The following is a 16,459-nucleotide window of genomic DNA, read 5'->3' on the forward strand; positions in this document are numbered from 1 at the left end:
ATAAAATCTGTCAGATTTTCTTCCTCACGCAACCCATTTTAAACCAAAAAAGATAACTTGTAAAACTATTTTGTTTTAGAACTATTCTATCTCTGAATGGTCCAATAGTCCCGTGTTTTTAGTTTCTTCCCTGCCCCTTACCCTCATACATGCCGAAAAAAACACACGCCTTTTCAGTGGCGTGTGCTTTCTGTTTACCGCTGCCATTGCTCCTGCATAAAGAGATAAAACAGCCTGTTTAAGCGTTCATATAAATCAGCTTCATCCTCAGTCTGAAAGGCTTCCATGCTGTCTTTTGATTCGATGATGGCCGAGCTTACCGCGCTTAAGATTTCCGCTCCTTCAGCAGGCATGTCAGCCGGCGCCATCATCACCAGCGCGCGCGTGACGGCAAGGGAGTTTCCGTCCATGCCTTTGACACTGTATGGAGCCGTTAAATCATAAATTTTGAAAAAAGGCGTGACAATTTCTTCATTTTTGAGATGATAAAGAGCCATTGCGGTGCCAGGGATGCCGAGACCTCCCTGCCGCTCACGCTCCGCGAGCAGCAGCGCGGTTTTTTGCGCGTCACGGACATGGCCTTCTTCCTCCAGCATAAGAAACAGATTTCTCAAAAACAGATCATATTCCATATTTGACTCGATGGGCTTGATTGAAAAATGCCGCAATACGTCTTCGATGACTGCTGCATAATGCCTCATACGTCCGGCGGCTTCCAGCATATCCGGTGTGTCCTGTTTTTTTTCTTCTCTTAACGATCTGCCTCGTTTTTTATCAAGAATCAGCGGGATCTTCCTTTTAATGTACTGCTTGACTTGATCAGCGTCTTCCTCATTTAATAACGGGCTGACCATGATGTAATCAATATTTTCATACGGGATCGGGACGGTGGACACGATCATATCATATGCGCCGATATCACGGTCTTTCAGTTCGATCAGGGAAGACATGTCAAAGGAACGGATTTCAGGAAGCTCTTTTTTCAGCCTTGAGGCAAGCATTTTGGATGACCCGATGCCGCTTGAACACACGATCAGCGCTTTAATTTTCGCCTCTTCTCTTTTGATTTCCAGCGCGGAGCCGAAGTGAAGAACTATGAAAGCGATCTCATTATCGGAAAAAGCCAGTCCCGGAAAGTATTTTTCCATTCCTTCTTCTACCGCCATGTAAAGAAGAAAATAGTCGCGCTTAATTTGCTCCGTCATCGGATTGTACATATCGATATTTTCTTTCACACGGTTGATGGCCGGCTCCAGATGAGCGATTAAGCCGTCGTATAAAGGGCCGTTTTCCGTCAGATCGATTTTAATTTTTTCAGAAATAAAGCAGATGAGCCGCTTGGTTTGCAGGGCGGTTTCGAGTTCAATTTCCTGCGGTTTGAATTCGGTTTTATATTTGCGGTTGGCGCTTCGCAAGTGAATCGTGATATAACCGATCTCAGCTTCCGGAATGAGAATGCCGAACGCTTTTTCAAGCTCTTTTGCCATCTCGAGCGCGGAGCCGTATTCTTTCGTCTGCTGAAGCGCCTCAAGTTCCGACGTCTCCATCGTGATCATTTCGCCGAGCCTGATCCGCTCCATCGCGAAGGTTAAATGAACCGCAAGCGCCATGTAGGAGCTGTCAGATAAGGCGAAGGCGATTTTTTCTTTCAGCTGAAATAAGAGCCGGTCCATCTTCAGCAGTTCCCCTTTGTTCACGACGCCGAACATTTTCTCTGTTGAGCCGGGTGTTCCTTTTATATTTAATTCAACCGCTTCCAAAAAGCTCTGAATATCAAGGCGGTTGACAATGAGATTGCCGATGATTTTCCGTTTTGCATTTTCCGGCCCTGTAAGCTGAATGCCGAAACCCCTTTTGCGGATAAGCGTAAGGCCGAACGGCGCAATCCACGCCTCCAGTTCATCCAAGTCATAACTGACCGTCGCATTTGTGACTTGAAGCTCATTCGCCAGACTGTAAAGTTTGATCGGATCTTGAGACTCTAATAGCGAACAAAGAATCAAGAGCTTCCGTTCCTCAGCGCTGTATTCATGATGTTCATAGGACAAATCAGCCAGCAGTCTTTGTTTATCTTCTGAACTCCCTACAGCCTTAAGGCCCTTGCCCGGCTGTTTATCAAGTGTCAGGCCGAATGATTCCATCAGCGGCTTGACCGTTTTCAATTCACGGTGAATGGTCCGTGTGCTGACCTGCAACGTTTCTGCCAGTTCATGTACTGTCTCGTACCGGTTTTGCAATAAAAGATGCTTCATTAATTTTTGTTCTCTCGCTGTCTTATACATGAAACGTGCCTCCAGATTTTCAAGTTGTGAGGTGTAATGCATAGGGGAATGCTGCTGGGGAAATTGATGTACCTTATAATATAAAACGCTTTCAATGAATATTCAACCTTTTATAAATGGCAATTTGGCAGTAAAGAGTGTGACAGCATTGAAAAAAGAAAAATGTGTCAGATAACCTGTCGGGATGCTTGTTTCGCTTTATCCGGCGGTATATACTTCAAATTGACCTTATTGTTTTGACAATGCACACCGCATGAACAAACGCCCGGGAGATGATGATCTTCCGGGCGTTTGTTTTGTGTTATGGAATATCGTATCCTTGTACGCTTGTATAAATCCGAAACCACTGGTCATGGCTGAGCTTGTATTCCAAAGCGCTGACTGCGGCGGAAATGCGGTTCTGTTTTCCGCTCCCCACGATCGGCATAATGTTTGCCGGGTGGGTGAACAGCCAGGCGTACATGACTTCATCAATGGAGGCGGCACCGATTTCCTCTTGGACGGACTCAAGCGCGGCACGGATTCGGGTGTCCTTGTCCGATGTTCCGGCAAATACGCTGCCGCCTGCAAGCGGTGACCATGCCATCGGCGCAATGCGTTTTTCCTGGCAGAAGTCCAATGTGCCGTCATGGATATTTTCCAGCTCATAGGCTGATATTTCAATTTGGTTGGTGACAAGCGGTTCATCCAAATAGGATTCCAGCATTCTGTATTGGTGCGCTTTAAAGTTTGACACGCCGAAATATCTGACCTTGCCTGAGCTTTTCAGCGCATGAAACGCTTCGGCCACGGCCTCCGGGTCCATTAACGGGTCAGGCCTGTGAATGAGAAGCACATCCAGATAATCCGTGTTCAGGTTTAAAAGTGATTGCTCAGCAGACGCTAAAATGTGAGCTTTCGCCGTATTATAATGGTGCGATCTGTTTCCGGGCCGCTCCGGTGACTTGATGACAATCCCGCATTTCGTGACGATTTCTATTTGTTCCCTTACGGCAGGCGAAAGGGCAATCGCGCCGCCGAACAGCTTCTCACACGTATAACCGCCGTATATGTCGGCGTGGTCGAAGGTGGTTATGCCTTGGGAAATACACCATTCAATGAGATTGAGCAGCTCCCCGTCCGAATAATTCCATTCATTCAAACGCCAAAGCCCGTGTATAATCCTTGAAAATTCCAGATCTTCCGCCAATTGAATACGCTGCATGTGAATTCCCCCTTTTTCTTTCTGTGTCACTGCCTGTGATTGTGCTTTTTAGGAAATGCCATGCTCTTTGATTCGGCTTCAGCGGCCAATTATCCTTTCGTCCCCGAGAAAATCGTCTTTTACTTGTCCTGAAATTGCTTTTTCGCTTTTTCCACAACGTAGTGGCTTCCGCCGCGTTTTTTGACGTCTTGAATCATCATTGCGATCAGCAGGTCTTTCTTCTTGTAATCGTAGCCGACGAACCAGCCGTTTTCTTTGCCGTTTTTATCTTCTTTAGACGTTTTCAGCTCGGCTGTTCCCGTTTTTCCGGCTACGGTAATGCCGCTTACGATCGGCTGGTATGCTGAGCCGCGCGGATCTTCAACAACGCCTCTCAGGCCTTTCGTGATTTCTTCGGCATTTGCTTTGGATACCACTTGTTTATGCCAGATTTCCGGAGTTTTAACGCCGTCTTTGACTAATGTCGGTTTGACGAGATTTCCGTCAGTAACAAATGCGGTATAGTCTGCTGCCAAGTGGAGGGGAGACATTTGCATCTGTCCCTGACCGTAGCCGGTATCGCCGAGCAGGATATCGGAATCGAGCTTGCCGTTAGCGATTGATGACTTTTCTATCGGAAATTGGTACGGAATCTCTTCATTAAAGCCAAATGACTCTAATCCTTTTGTAAACGCATCTGCTCCCGCGTCAATTGCATTTTGCGCAAAGTAGATGTTGTCGGAGGTAATCAAGGCGTTTTCAAGGTCGACTTCACTCAGGCGCTCTGATACCCGTGTAACATGATAGCCTCCCCAGCTTGAGTCTTTTTGCCACTCTTTTCCGGTGATTTTTTTCTTTTCAGAAGCCTTCAGTGTTCCGTTCGTCAGCCCGACCGCCGCGGTAATCGGTTTAATGGTTGAGCCCGGTGCATAGGTTTTGTTGAATTTCGCAGTAAACGGATTGTTTTTATCTTCGTTCAGCTTTTTCCATTCCTTATCGCTCCAGCCGAAAATAAAGCCGTTCGGGTCATAGCTCGGCGCGCTGACAAGAGCCAGTGTTTCTCCCGTTTTCGGCTCGAGGGCAACCGCTGCTCCGCTGTCATCCTTCATGGAGTCGTACAGCTTTGTTTGGGTTTTCATATCGATTGTTAAATGAATATCCTGGCCGTTTTTTGCTTTCTTTTCAGCAATCACGTCTCCTGTTTGCGGAACGTAAATTTTCCATCCGGTTGTGCCGCGCAGCTTATCTTCATATACAAATTCAAGACCGGAGATGCCGATTTTGGATGTGTCGCTGTATTGGCCTTCTTTTGTTTCTTTCAATTTTTCCGCAGTAATGGTCTTGATATATCCGGTCAGGTGGGCCGCTTTTTCGCCGTACGGGTAGTAGCGGGAGCTGACTTTCGTTTTTGTGACGCCATCTAATGAGAGCAGGCTGCTGACCATGCTTTCGTCATCCGGTCTGACCTTCTGAATCGGCACATAGGAGTCGTCTTTTACCCAGCTCTGATTCAGTTTGTTCTTAATATCATCTTCAGAAAGGTCTAGTTTTTCAGACAGTTTTTTGATCACTTTTTCTTTGTCCTTGCCGAGTTTGCCAGGGATAATGCCGATTTCCGGCACCTCTGTATTAACGGCAAGTCCTTTTCCGTCTTTGTCGTAAATTTGGCCGCGCTTCGGTTCTTCATTTGCGATTTGCACGGTTTTGTCATCGGAAAGCTGTTTGAAGATAAAGGAAGGATTCCAGTCGATGTTCCATGATTCTCCATCATCGGTTTTTTCTTTTTTCAGGACAGCCGTGTTGTCAAAGGCGACCTTTCCCGCTTTCGTATCCATGCTGACTTTATAACCGATGTGCTGCAGGTCATCTTTTTTCTTATCGTCTTCGTCCTGTTTTTCAGCAGTGACTTTCAGATTCTTAACGCCTGCTTGTTCATAAATGGTTTCATAGCGTTTCACAAAATCTTTCTTGGATAATTTTTTCTTTTCATCCTTCGTAAGGCTTTGGTACATTTTATCGTAATGACCGCCGTTCCAATCTTTGACGAAATCTTTCATTCTGTCTTCGGCTGCTTCTGTTTTTGAACAGCCGATCAATCCTATGATTCCTGCAAGTAAAAGCAATACGTATATCCCTTTTTTCACTATATTCCCCTGCCTTCCAATTGTTATTTTCTCCTAAAGCAAATCAGGCATGCAAGGATTTTTTTCATATAGAGTTTAAAATTTTTTTATTTTTCTAGCAATCTTTGCCCATATTCCGATTCAATATATCTATTAAAAAAGGGAATGTTTTTTTATGACCAGAGAAATGTAAAAGACGGTCTTGAAGGGAATGTTGAAGAGGCGTTTCGCCGGGCGGAGCCGAATATATCGGGAATGAAAGGTTATCTGTCCCATTCCTTGTCCAAATGTATGGAAGAGCGTGTAAATATTTGCTGCTTGCAGAATGGGAGACATTGGAGGATTATACAAAAGGCTTTCGCGGGTCGCCGGATTATCAGGAATGGAAAGCCTTTGCACCGTTTTTATTCACCTTTTCCAGTTGCGGAGCATTTTCGGGATATAACATAATCAGATAGCGTAAAGCGTAAAACCGATTAAGGAGATCGACCATACAAAAACAGCGGTGTACATATTAAATTTTCCCGAGCTGTCGTTTTCTTTTCTTTTTTCTTCCAGTCCTTGAATAAACATGACCGCACCGAGAAACACGAGCATAATCGGCTGTATGACAGAGGTATGTTCTGCATACGTAAATGCGGCAGCCGCAAGAATAATAATCAGCATTGCAAGTGATAGCTTTAAGGCGCGCAGCAAAAAAATCCATCCTTTCTTTTCTTCGTTTTTTGAACACAATTCTATTTCTGTCTTTATCCCCCATTATTCTAGCGTACTTTTTTTGCATATAGAACAAGAGACGGGCAATTTTAAGTTTGTTTTAAGGAGCACAAAAAAACGCACTCCGAAAAAGGAGCGCGTTTTTTTATGAAGCGGCAAGGCTTCCGTATCCGAGCCTCCGCAGGACACAGGCCATGACTTCGTAGCCCCTGCCGTTAGGATGAACGCAGTCACAGGAGAGATATTCGTTCAGTCTTCCTTTGAAGGCGCTGTGAACATCGGCGATTTTCACGTGGGGCTTTGATGCAAGCGTGCTGAGGTGCGCATTATAAGAAGAAATCCATTTTTCAGCAATAGAGATATTAGGAAAGGGATTGTATAAATTGAAGACGCGGATTTCATAAGGAGCTGGATGCTTTCCTTTTATGTCGGCAATTCTGGCAATCATCTTTTCAAAATTTTCATGGCAGTGCGCAGATACGCTGGTGAAAACAGAGGCATCCGATGTTTTCTGGTACGCTTGAACAGAATCGATTAAATCATTGCCGCAGCCTGTGATCGTAATCATATCGGCTGCTTGAATCCGCCTTTGAATATTCGGCCAAGACATAAGTCCCAGGATTTCTCCCGTCTCAAGGCCGGATTTCGCAAAAATAGATATGTCGGTCTTCTTCTGTAAATCCTCTTCCATCATACGTCCGAAACGCTGAACAAAGCCGGCTGAAAACGGACCGGCTCCCCTTCCGGTGGTCAAAGAATCGCCGAGTGCCGTATAAACAAGTGCCATTTTCTTTCCTCCACTCGTTACTGTCGATATTGTAATGTACGCGAGTGAAGGTAAATTGGCTCGGTCAATACCCCAATTTCTCAGAAATATGCTGTGCGGCGGTTTTGACCTTATCCGTTAAATATGGCAGGCAGTCCTCTGAAAACCTGGCTTCAAAGCCGGCAATGCTGATACCCGCCGCCACCTTGCCTTCATGGTTAAAAATCGGCGCCCCGATTGCCGCGGTGTAATTCTCCAATTCTGAGTAGCTGAGCGTATACCCCGTTTTTAATGAAGTTTCAATGGATTGAAGCAATGCAGCCGGATCTGTGATCGTGCCTGAGCCGATCGCCGCAAGCTCTGTCTGCTGAATATAAGCTTCAATCTCATCTCTGGGCAGAAACGACAAAATGCTTCTTGCGCACGCTCCCGCGTACAAGGGCGATCTCCGGCCGATTGCCGTATAGAGACGAACGGTTTGTGTGCCTTCTATTTTTTCGACATAAATGGCTTCATCGCCGTCCCTCATAATAAGCTGAACCGCCTCGTCCACTTCGGTGCACAGCTCTTCCATGATGGGTTTTGCAATTTTTCTGATGTCAAGGCGTTCGGAGACGAGCTGCCCGAACTGTAAAAAAATCAGGCCCAATTGATAACGGCCGTCGGCGCCGCGGGTGAGAAATCCCATTTCCTCCAATGAACAGGCCATTCGGTGAACTGAGGTTTTCGGCATCCCCGACAGCGAAACCATGTCGTTTAAAGTCAGACTCGGTTCTGTCAAAAACAAATGAAGCAATTCCATTGATTTGACCACGGTTTTGTTTTTGTTCTCCACAATCTCAGCCCCTTTGTTATGTCAGCCATTCCATTTTAATCCTTACTTTCAGCTCCTTCATCTGCTCTTCACGATGCAGAATCAGCATTTCCGCTTCCTCTCTTGAAACAGGCCGGAAGGTGATATATTCACCGGGCATCGTTTGCGAGACGAGAGGAAGATCGGCAGAGATAATATGCGCGATTCTCGGATAGCCTCCCGTCGTTTGTCTGTCCGCCAGCAAAATGATCGGATTTCCGTCCGGCGGCACCTGCACCGTCCCGAATGTCACGGCCTCTGATACCATTTCCAGCGGCTCCTGTAATTCAAGCGGCTCGCCCTTCAGCCGATAGCCCATCCGGTCGGATTGCGGCGTGACTTTAAACGGCTCATGATAAAAACGCGTTTTCGCCTCCTCGGTAAAGGCGTTATATTGGGAGCCTTCCAGAACGCGAATGGCCGGATTTTTTTTCAGCGGCAAAAATCCCCGGCGGCTGACGGCCCAATCAGGTGCTGAAAAACCGTTCTGTCCGGCAGAGCCGCTCAGACGGGCTGCTATGGTTTTCGATAGCTGTGTCATGCTGCCAAGAGGCAATTCGTCATCTTTTTGGAGCGCTCTGCCATGAAAACCGCCAATTCCTGCTCTAACATAGGTGCTTTTGCTTTCCATGACGGCCGGCACGCAGAATCCTCCCGCAACAGCGAGATAAGCGCGGCTTCCAAGCTTGCACGGCCCAAATGAGATGGTGCTGTTTTCCTTGACGAAAACCGGCTTCCACAGAGGGGCCGGCTCTCCGTTAATGTGTAAGGCAAATTCAGCGCCCGTTACGGCGATGACCCTGGATTCTGTCATTTCGAACGATGGCCCGGGCCCCATGAGCGTGATTTCAAGCCCCGCTTCTGTTTCTTCGTTTCCGGCGAGCATGTTGGCGATGCGCAGGGAAACTGTATCCATGGCGCCGCTTCCTAATACGCCGTATTTCTGATAGCCGGTTCTGCCGGTGTCCTGGATCGTTGTCAGCAGGCCGGGTTTCAAAACTTTCATACTCAACTGGCTCCCTCCATGAGGCGGCTGTATTCTTCCGCTGTGATTCGTACGAATTTCACCGTGTCACCGGCTCTTAACAGGCTCGGCGGATTTTCTTCAGGCTGAAACAGGCTAAGCGGCGTACTGCCGATCAGCTGCCAGCCGCCCGGGGTGGAAATCGGATACACACCTGTCTGAAGCCCGGCGATGCCGACTGAGCCGGCCGGAATGGACGATCTTGGCGACGATTTTCTCGGGGCGGCGATCCGCTCAGACATCCCTCCTAAAAACGGAAATCCCGGTGCAAATCCAAGCATATAAACGAGATATTCGCCTTCGGTATGAATGCGGATGACATCTTCAGGCGTCAGATCGTTAAGCTTGGCGACCTCTTCTAAATCAGGGCCGTATTCCCCGCCGTAACAAACAGGGATCTCGATGATCCGGCGGTCTTCTTTTTGCTCAGCCGTTACATCGCTCAGGCGTTCCGTCACTTCTTTTTTTACCAGCTCAAAAGGTGAGACGCCCTTCTGAATGTTGGAGACGGTGTATACATCATAAAAGATTGTTAAGCTTGTAAATGCCGGGATGCATTCAATGAATCCCGGAAACGGCCGTTCTTCCATACAGGCGGCGGCCGCATGGACGCGGCCGTTGACCTGCTCGCTGATTTGCCCGCCAAAACGGATGATAATGGCGGAATCACCGAGCGGCTGTATATCAAGTGCGGCATTGCCGCTATGCTGCATCATTGTCATCACCTCGTTGTAAAATATCTTTTTCTCTATTACAGAATGGCCAGCGACTCATTTTGTATATCGGTGATCAGCATGTGCCCCGGCGAATGTGTAATCACAATGTCAGGTTTGGCCTCCATCACCACGGCCTGCGGTGTGACGCCGCACGCCCAAAACACAGGAACCTCGCCTTCACGCACAGTGACAGCATCTCCGAAATTCGGCTTATCAAGATCGCTGATACCGATGCCTTTCGGATTTCCGATATGGACGGGCCCGCCATGCACGGCAGGAAAACGGGACGTGACTTGAGCTGCACGGACGGCCTGCCTTTCCGGCACCGGCCTCATACTCACCACCATCTTTCCTGAAAAAGGACCTGCCGGGACACAGTCGATGTCGGTTTTATACATCGGAACATTTAAACCTTCCTCGATATGCCTGACCGGAATTTGATGATTGATAAGCGCTTGTTCAAATGAAAAACTGCAGCCGATCAAAAAACCGACAAAATCATCCTTCCAATACGGCGTAATATCCGCCGCCTCTTCGGTGAGCACACCGTGTTGATATATTCTGTACTTCGGAAAATCCGTCCTGATGTCGGCACCGGGCGCGGCGATTGCCGGAACGGGCGAACCGGCTTCCGTCACGTCAAGCACCGGGCAGGGCTTTTGATTGCGCTGGCAGAATAAGAGAAAATCAAAGGCTGACTCCTTTTTTAAAATGACAAGATTGGCTTGCGCATAAGAAGCGGCCAATCCCGCAGTCGGACCAGTAATCTGCCCCTTCCGAATCAGCTGTCTGACTTCATGCGGACTCATAGCACTCATAAGCGGTTTCATCTCATCAGCTCCATAACTGCGGCAATTGTGTACATAATGTATAAATCCCCATAACCGCCATTACCGCAACAACAATGGCGCCGCTCACAGTCAGCCATATCGGGTGCTTGTAGTCGCCGACGATTTTTTTCTTATGTGCGGCAAATAAAATCGTCCCTAAAGCAATCGGCAAAATTAAACCGTTCAGTGATCCGACAAACACAAGAATTTTCGCGGGCTGTCCGACGGAGATAAAAATGAGTGTTGAAATGATGATAAAGCCGATAATAATACCTCTAGAATGCTTCTCGATTTTCGGAGAAAACGTTTTAAAAAAGGAAACAGACGTATAAGCAGCTCCGATAACCGATGTAATGGCTGCGGACCACATAATTAATCCGAATATTTTATAACCGACATTTCCTGCCGCAAGCTGGAACACTGAAGCAGCGGGGTTATTTTTGTCAATATTCAGTCCTTTTGAGACGACACCGAGAACGGCAAGAAATAAAGCGATCCTCATAATAGAAGTGATGAGAATTCCGGCCACAGAGCTTTTTGTGACCTCTGGAATTGCATCCTTCCCTTTAATTCCGGCATCAAGCAAACGGTGGCCGCCGGCAAACGTGATATAGCCGCCGACTGTTCCGCCGACAAGCGTGACGATGGCAAGCACGCTGATCTGATCAGGCACAAAGGTCTTGGCAATGGCATGGCCGACCGGCGGCGCCGTTGTGACAGCCACATAAACCGTTAATAAAATCATGACAAACCCCGCGATTTGCGTAAACCGATCCATCGCTTTCCCAGCTTCTTTAATCATAAAAATAAGAACGGCAATAACCGCACTGATAACGGCGCCCATTTCAGGAGATATGCCGAACAGCACCTGAAGGCCGAGCCCTGCCCCGCCAATATTTCCGATATTAAATGCAAGACCGCCAAGGACGATAATCGCGGCGATGATATAGCCTAACCCGGGGAGCACCATATTGGCGATTTCCTGCCCTCTTTTCCCGGAAACGGCAATAATCCGCCATACATTGGTTTGGGCAAATATATCTAAAATAATAGAGATTAAAATGACGAATCCGAAACTGGCCGCCAATGTATTTGTAAAAGTAGCCGTCTGTGTCAGAAAACCCGGCCCGATCGCTGAAGTTGCCATTAAGAAAGCAGCTCCCATCAGCAATGACCAAGTTCCCGCTTTTTTCACTGCCGGTTGTTTTTTTCGCTCCATGCTGTCTTCCTCCCTCTGTTGGTCAGTTCTGTGCAAGTGCACTGATATGAATGCCGGCGGCTTGTAATTCTTTTCTGATCGTTTTTGCGAATGTGAGCGCGTGGGCGCCGTCTCCGTGAATACAGACGGTATCGGCCTGCAGGCGCACAGCTTGTCCCTGCTGGGAAGTCACGGTTCCGTCTTTGACCATTTGAATGACTTGCTTCACGGCTTTTGAATCATCCTGAATTAACGCGTCCGGCTGTGAGCGCGGCGTCAGCGTGCCGTCCGCTTGATAGGTGCGGTCCGCAAATACTTCACTTGCCGTTTGAAGTCCGATCTGTTCTCCCGCTTTAATCAATTCGCTCCCGGCAAGCCCAAAAAGAATGAGCTCCGGATCAAAGCGGTATACGGCTTTGGCAATTGCTGCTGAAAGCTTATGATCGACCGCCGCCATATTGTATAAGGCTCCGTGCGGCTTCACATGCTGCATGCTGATTCCTTCAGCTTTTAAAAATCCTGACAGCGCACCGATCTGATATATTGTCATATCGTATGCTTCATCCGGGGAAATCGCGATCGGCCTCCGTCCGAACCCTTGAAGATCAGGAAGCCCGGGATGAGCGCCGATTTTCACGCCTTTTTCTGCTGCAAGCACCGCCGTTTTTCGCATAACGCCGGGGTCTCCCGCATGAAACCCGCAGGCGATGTTCGCAGATGTGACAAATTCCAGAATATCTTCATCGAGCCCGATCCGGTAAGCGCCGAAGCTTTCACCTAAATCGCAATTAACGTCAATCTGAAACATAAAATCCCTCCCGCTATAATGAAAACGCTTTATAATATTATTCCGTTATTCGGAACGACTATTCCGAATTATTGGACTTCTTTTTATTATAACAATTCTGACGGCTTTGAACATCCTATTGTCAGAAAACCTACCATGGACCTAGCCGGCATAAAAAAGAGAGCCTCACGATGAGACTCTCTTTTCTGCTTATAGCACCCAGTGCCGGATCGCTTTGGCGACGCCGTTTTCTGTGTTGATATCGGTCACCCAGTCTGCGGTTTCTTTGACGATGTCTTGCGCGTTTCCCATTGCGACGCCGACACCCGCTTTTTCAATCATGGCGATGTCATTCAGGCTGTCGCCCATGGCCATGACATTTTCCATCGTGAAGCCGAGTTTTTCCGATACCTTCGCCAGTGCCGCCGCCTTGTTGATGCCGAGGGCGTTCACTTCGATATTTGTCGGGCTGGAGTTTGTGATTTCAAGCTCTTTGTTTTTTTTCAGCTCGTTAAGCACGGCATTCCGAACCTCGTCATCCTCAATGTCAAAGCCGAATTTGAGCCACTGGTGATCCGTGATCGTTTCAGGGAATTCCCCTCTCCACACTTTGTCCACAGTAGAGGCCCAGAAATTCGTGTTGTGCTTATTTCTCAAATCCCACATTTGCTGAATATGATCGGTATGGAGAAGCTTGCGCTCAATCAATTGAAAGTTTGAATCCCAGATTTCGCTGCCGTTTGCCGTAATTAAAAAGGATGACAGCTCAAGAGACTCAGCCAGCTCACGGCACGTCATCAACGTACGGCCGGTGCTGATGACCACGTGAATGCCTTTTGCCTCCGCTTCCTTGATCGCCCGCCGGTTTTCCTCGGGGATGAGCTGCTCGTCATTCAGCAGTGTTCCGTCCATATCTATCGCGATCAGTTTGATATCTGCGTCTTCTCTTTGTATCGGCATATGTGTACCTCACTTTTTATAATGTAGTCGTCTCTATTTTAATACATAATACCCACAGGGACAAAAACCCGCTCCCTGACGTTTGGCGAGGGCGCCGTTGAGGAAAACAAATGGTGAGGTGATGGAGGATGAAAGAAAGAAAACAGAAAAACAAAGTAAATGCAAATCCTGAACATCATGACTTAACAGATCCGATTCCGCTTGAAGAGCTGAAAGAAAACGCCAACGATGAAAAACACAAGCACGATCAGCGGGACAATTCACAAAGCGAACGAGATTACGATACAAAATAACAGGCTTGTCGCAGTCAGCCGCTGTCCGTTTGGACAGCGGCATCCTTTTGTCTACGATTGCTCAATAAAAATACTGATCTCGGCTTCCGCGACAGGCTTCCCGTCTACAGACGCCTGCGCCTGTCCGAACACAAAACCGCGTCTGCTCCGAGTGACTTCGAAAAAAAGGTCCAGACGGTCTCCGGGCACAGCGGCACCTAATCTTTCCGCTTTCTTCACCGCAGACAGCAGGCCGAGGCTGTTTTCGCCTGTAATTCCGGCATATGCAGCGGTTTGGGCCAACGCTTCAATCACGAGCGAAAACGGCATTTCCCGTTGTGACTCCGTAATAAACCAGTCATTTTCACTGACAAATTTGTAAGCGGCAGCCCACTTTCCGGGTTCACTCTCCTTCGCCCCGTCAATCAGCAGGAACGGATAGCGATGGGGTAAAAGTTTCTGATTCATAGAGGCCTCCTCCCTTTCTCCATTATTATAACGCCGATAGGATATAATGGAAGAGAGATCGAAAGGGTGATATTGATGGCCGCGAAGCCGCTCGTGATACTGATTCATGAAATATACGGAAAGAATGCCCATATGAAGCCCGGCTGGTGAGAAATGCGGGCTTTGATGTCATCACGCCGAATCTTCCCGGAGAGCGGGAGGTATATGCTTTAGAAGAGGAAAAAACGGCATATAATCGGTTTGTAAAGAACCGCCGTCTCGAAAAGGGAGAAGAAATCATTCGGCATATGATCATGGAGGCACATGAAGAAAGCCGTGAAGTGTAGTGTATTTGCTCGGATTCAGCATGGGGGCGGCCATCGCTTGGATATGCAGCAGCATGAAAGAAGTAAGCGGCGCCGTTTGCTATTGCGGCTCGCGGATCCGCCAATACCCGGACATTGAGCCTGCGTGCCCGACACTGCTGTTTTTTCCTTCATTTGAACCGTCGTTTGATCTGCCGCAATGTATTGAAGGCATAAAAGAAAAACAGCACCCCTTCATCCGGATTTATCAGTTCTTGAAAGCAGACATGGCTTTGCCAATCCGGATTCGGTGTATTTCAATAAACAGCTTTTTCTCAAAACACTGTCTGTCATCGCTGATGAGGCAGCAATGGCCCTGCCCCTTGAATAACGGCCGGACTAAAAAAACTTCGCGCCCTGATGACGCGAAGTTTTTATTACTGATTTAATTTTTTCAGCACGATGCCGTGCAGGGGTTCATGCGGCTGAATGCCGCAGACGTCTTGAAGCACGCCGCTCGTGCCTTTCTCTGCTATAAGCTTTTGCAGCTCGGCGGCTTCCGGATCGTCCTTATAGTCGAAACGCAGGGCGGCGGCAATGCCTTCCGCCAGAGCGTTCGGTTCTTTTATTTTTTTAGCCGGTCCTACTAATCTATCATTCGGACCGAGCTTTCTGAGCGGAGATCTGGCCACTCTCGTCACATCATCAGTGATGTACTCGTTTTCAAAGCGGCCGATAATTTTCTTAATGTATTGCTCATGATCGGCTGGCTTGAAGCCATAGGTTTTCACCAGGTATTCGCCCGTTTCTGAAAGTGCGGCGTGAACGACACGGCAGATTTCAGGATGGTCGATCGCATCTTTTACGGTCTTTAATCCGCGCTGATAGCCGACGTACGCCGTGACCGCGTGGCCCGTATTGACGGTATAGAGCTTTCGTTCAATGAACGGCGTAAGCTCGTCGACGAACAGTGCCCCTTCAATCACCGGCGGTTCGCCATTAAAACCGGTTTTATCAATGACCCATTCGAAAAACGGCTCAACCGATACCTTCAGCGGGTCCTCATGATGCTGAATCGGCACGATCCGGTCCACCGCAGAATCCGGGAAGCCGACAGCACGGCTCACTTTTTCCTGCTCAGCTTCCGATAAATGCTTATAAACTTCTTTTTTCAAAAAGCTGCTTCCACCGATCATATTTTCACAGGCAATGATGTTAAGAGGCTGAGAGGCTGTTCTGCGCTTTAATCCTTCCGCGATAGACGGGGCAATGAATTTCAGCACGCCCGGTCCCACCGCCGTCGTAATGATCGCAGCGTCATTGATCAGTCTGTACAGCTCTTCCTCTTGGACTGCGCTGTTGATGGCTGAAACAGGGCCGATTTTTTCTGTTTTCCGACCGCCGTCGGCAAGCTCAACTGTGTATTCCCGCTTTTCATTCAGAAGGCTGATCATTGTCTCGTTAACATCGGCGAATACGACCTCATAGCCGGATTGATGGAGCAGGGCGCCGATAAAGCCCCGCCCGATGTTTCCCGCTCCGAAATGAAGGGCAATCATGTCAGTTCACCTCGCTGAAAATAGCGGCTAGTTCTTCTTCTGTTTTTGCATTGATCAGCCGTTCGATGTTTTCTTCTTCTGAACAAACGATGGCGATGTTTGACAAAATGTCTAAGTGTTCATTGTTTTTACCGGCGATGCCGAAGACAACCTTCGCTGTATTGCCTTCACCGTACTCCACGCCGTCAGGAATCTGAATGACGGAGATGCCCGAATGAAGAACTTCCTCTTTCGCATCCTCTGTGCCGTGGGGAATGGCGATGAAGTTCCCCATGAAAGTGGAAGACGTTTCTTCCCGTTCGAACATTTTTGCCACGTAGCCGTCTTTCACATAGCCGTTATCAATCAGCGTCTGTCCCGCTAACCGGATCGCGTCCTCTTTCGATTTCACCGTTTGATTCAGTTTGATATTTGCTTTAGCTAATACTTCCATGATG

The 16,459-nt window shown here is 48.0% G+C and carries 16 protein-coding genes and 2 pseudogenes; 3 read left to right on the plus strand and 15 right to left on the minus strand.

Features of this window, described 5'->3' with window-relative positions:
• Window positions 1–194: 194 nt before the first annotated feature.
• From AXI59_RS18545 to AXI59_RS18555, 3 genes are all read right to left on the minus strand, one after another.
• Complete coding sequence (locus AXI59_RS18545) at window positions 195–2,282, minus strand: BglG family transcription antiterminator (RefSeq protein WP_061528978.1); 2,088 nt, start codon at window positions 2,280–2,282, stop codon at window positions 195–197.
• Between the two features lie 301 nt (window positions 2,283–2,583).
• Entirely contained in the window at window positions 2,584–3,486 is a 903-nt protein-coding gene (locus AXI59_RS18550; protein ID WP_061522799.1) for an aldo/keto reductase, read from the minus strand.
• Between the two features lie 119 nt (window positions 3,487–3,605).
• A complete protein-coding gene (locus AXI59_RS18555) occupies window positions 3,606–5,609 on the minus strand; it encodes a penicillin-binding transpeptidase domain-containing protein (RefSeq protein WP_061528979.1) in 2,004 nt (667 codons plus the stop codon).
• A gap of 144 nt (window positions 5,610–5,753) precedes the next feature.
• On the opposite strand from AXI59_RS18555, the pseudogene AXI59_RS20590 reads away from it, so the two are divergent.
• Window positions 5,754–6,038: pseudogene (locus tag AXI59_RS20590) on the plus strand (antibiotic biosynthesis monooxygenase family protein).
• Here AXI59_RS20590 and AXI59_RS18565 read toward each other — a convergent pair.
• The 9 genes from AXI59_RS18565 to AXI59_RS18605 all read right to left on the minus strand — a co-directional run bounded on the left by AXI59_RS18565 (window position 6,039) and on the right by AXI59_RS18605 (window position 13,439).
• On the minus strand, window positions 6,039–6,284 hold the full coding sequence (locus AXI59_RS18565; RefSeq protein ID WP_061522853.1) for a YczI family protein: 246 nt from the start codon (window positions 6,282–6,284) through the stop codon (window positions 6,039–6,041). It lies immediately after the preceding pseudogene.
• 166 nt (window positions 6,285–6,450) lie between these two features.
• Window positions 6,451–7,092 carry a GDSL-type esterase/lipase family protein gene (locus AXI59_RS18570; RefSeq protein ID WP_061528980.1) on the minus strand — a complete coding sequence of 214 codons (642 nt, stop codon included), beginning with the start codon at window positions 7,090–7,092 and terminating at the stop codon, window positions 6,451–6,453.
• 64 nt (window positions 7,093–7,156) lie between these two features.
• The gene (locus AXI59_RS18575; RefSeq protein ID WP_061522802.1) at window positions 7,157–7,906 is read right to left on the minus strand and encodes an IclR family transcriptional regulator; all 750 of its coding nucleotides are present in this window, start codon (window positions 7,904–7,906) and stop codon (window positions 7,157–7,159) included.
• Window positions 7,907–7,922: 16 nt separating this feature from the next.
• Entirely contained in the window at window positions 7,923–8,930 is a 1,008-nt protein-coding gene (locus tag AXI59_RS18580; protein ID WP_156476329.1) for a 5-oxoprolinase subunit C family protein, read from the minus strand.
• Window positions 8,931–8,932: 2 nt separating this feature from the next.
• Entirely contained in the window at window positions 8,933–9,664 is a 732-nt protein-coding gene (gene pxpB / locus AXI59_RS18585; protein ID WP_061522804.1) for a 5-oxoprolinase subunit PxpB, read from the minus strand.
• Between the two features lie 35 nt (window positions 9,665–9,699).
• A complete protein-coding gene (locus AXI59_RS18590; RefSeq protein WP_156476332.1) occupies window positions 9,700–10,473 on the minus strand; it encodes a putative hydro-lyase in 774 nt (257 codons plus the stop codon).
• 25 nt (window positions 10,474–10,498) lie between these two features.
• On the minus strand, window positions 10,499–11,713 hold the full coding sequence (locus AXI59_RS18595) for an NRAMP family divalent metal transporter (protein ID WP_061528983.1): 1,215 nt from the start codon (window positions 11,711–11,713) through the stop codon (window positions 10,499–10,501).
• Window positions 11,714–11,735: 22 nt separating this feature from the next.
• Entirely contained in the window at window positions 11,736–12,500 is a 765-nt protein-coding gene (locus AXI59_RS18600) for a 5-oxoprolinase subunit PxpA (RefSeq protein ID WP_061528984.1), read from the minus strand.
• Between the two features lie 189 nt (window positions 12,501–12,689).
• Window positions 12,690–13,439, minus strand: coding sequence for a Cof-type HAD-IIB family hydrolase (locus tag AXI59_RS18605; RefSeq protein WP_061522808.1), 750 nt, complete (start codon window positions 13,437–13,439; stop codon window positions 12,690–12,692).
• Window positions 13,440–13,567: 128 nt separating this feature from the next.
• Between AXI59_RS18605 and AXI59_RS19900 the strand changes: the two genes are divergently transcribed.
• On the plus strand, window positions 13,568–13,732 hold the full coding sequence (locus AXI59_RS19900; protein ID WP_156476330.1) for a hypothetical protein: 165 nt from the start codon (window positions 13,568–13,570) through the stop codon (window positions 13,730–13,732).
• Between the two features lie 51 nt (window positions 13,733–13,783).
• Here AXI59_RS19900 and AXI59_RS18610 read toward each other — a convergent pair whose 3' ends face one another.
• The gene (locus AXI59_RS18610; protein ID WP_061528985.1) at window positions 13,784–14,179 is read right to left on the minus strand and encodes a 3-hydroxyacyl-ACP dehydratase FabZ family protein; all 396 of its coding nucleotides are present in this window, start codon (window positions 14,177–14,179) and stop codon (window positions 13,784–13,786) included.
• Window positions 14,180–14,254: 75 nt separating this feature from the next.
• Here AXI59_RS18610 and AXI59_RS18615 point away from each other — a divergent pair.
• A pseudogene (locus AXI59_RS18615) lies at window positions 14,255–14,854 on the plus strand (dienelactone hydrolase family protein).
• A gap of 46 nt (window positions 14,855–14,900) precedes the next feature.
• Here the strand turns inward: AXI59_RS18615 and AXI59_RS18620 are convergent.
• Both AXI59_RS18620 and AXI59_RS18625 read right to left on the minus strand, forming a co-directional pair.
• Window positions 14,901–16,022 (minus strand): mannitol-1-phosphate 5-dehydrogenase, encoded by a 1,122-nt coding sequence (locus AXI59_RS18620; RefSeq protein WP_061528986.1) that lies wholly within the window; start codon window positions 16,020–16,022, stop codon window positions 14,901–14,903.
• 1 nt (window position 16,023) lies between these two features.
• Window positions 16,024–16,455, minus strand: coding sequence for a PTS mannitol transporter subunit IIA (locus tag AXI59_RS18625; protein WP_061522811.1), 432 nt, complete (start codon window positions 16,453–16,455; stop codon window positions 16,024–16,026).
• Window positions 16,456–16,459 lie beyond the last annotated feature (4 nt).

This window comes from Bacillus nakamurai (genome assembly GCF_001584325.1).
Taxonomy (GTDB): domain Bacteria; phylum Bacillota; class Bacilli; order Bacillales; family Bacillaceae; genus Bacillus; species Bacillus nakamurai.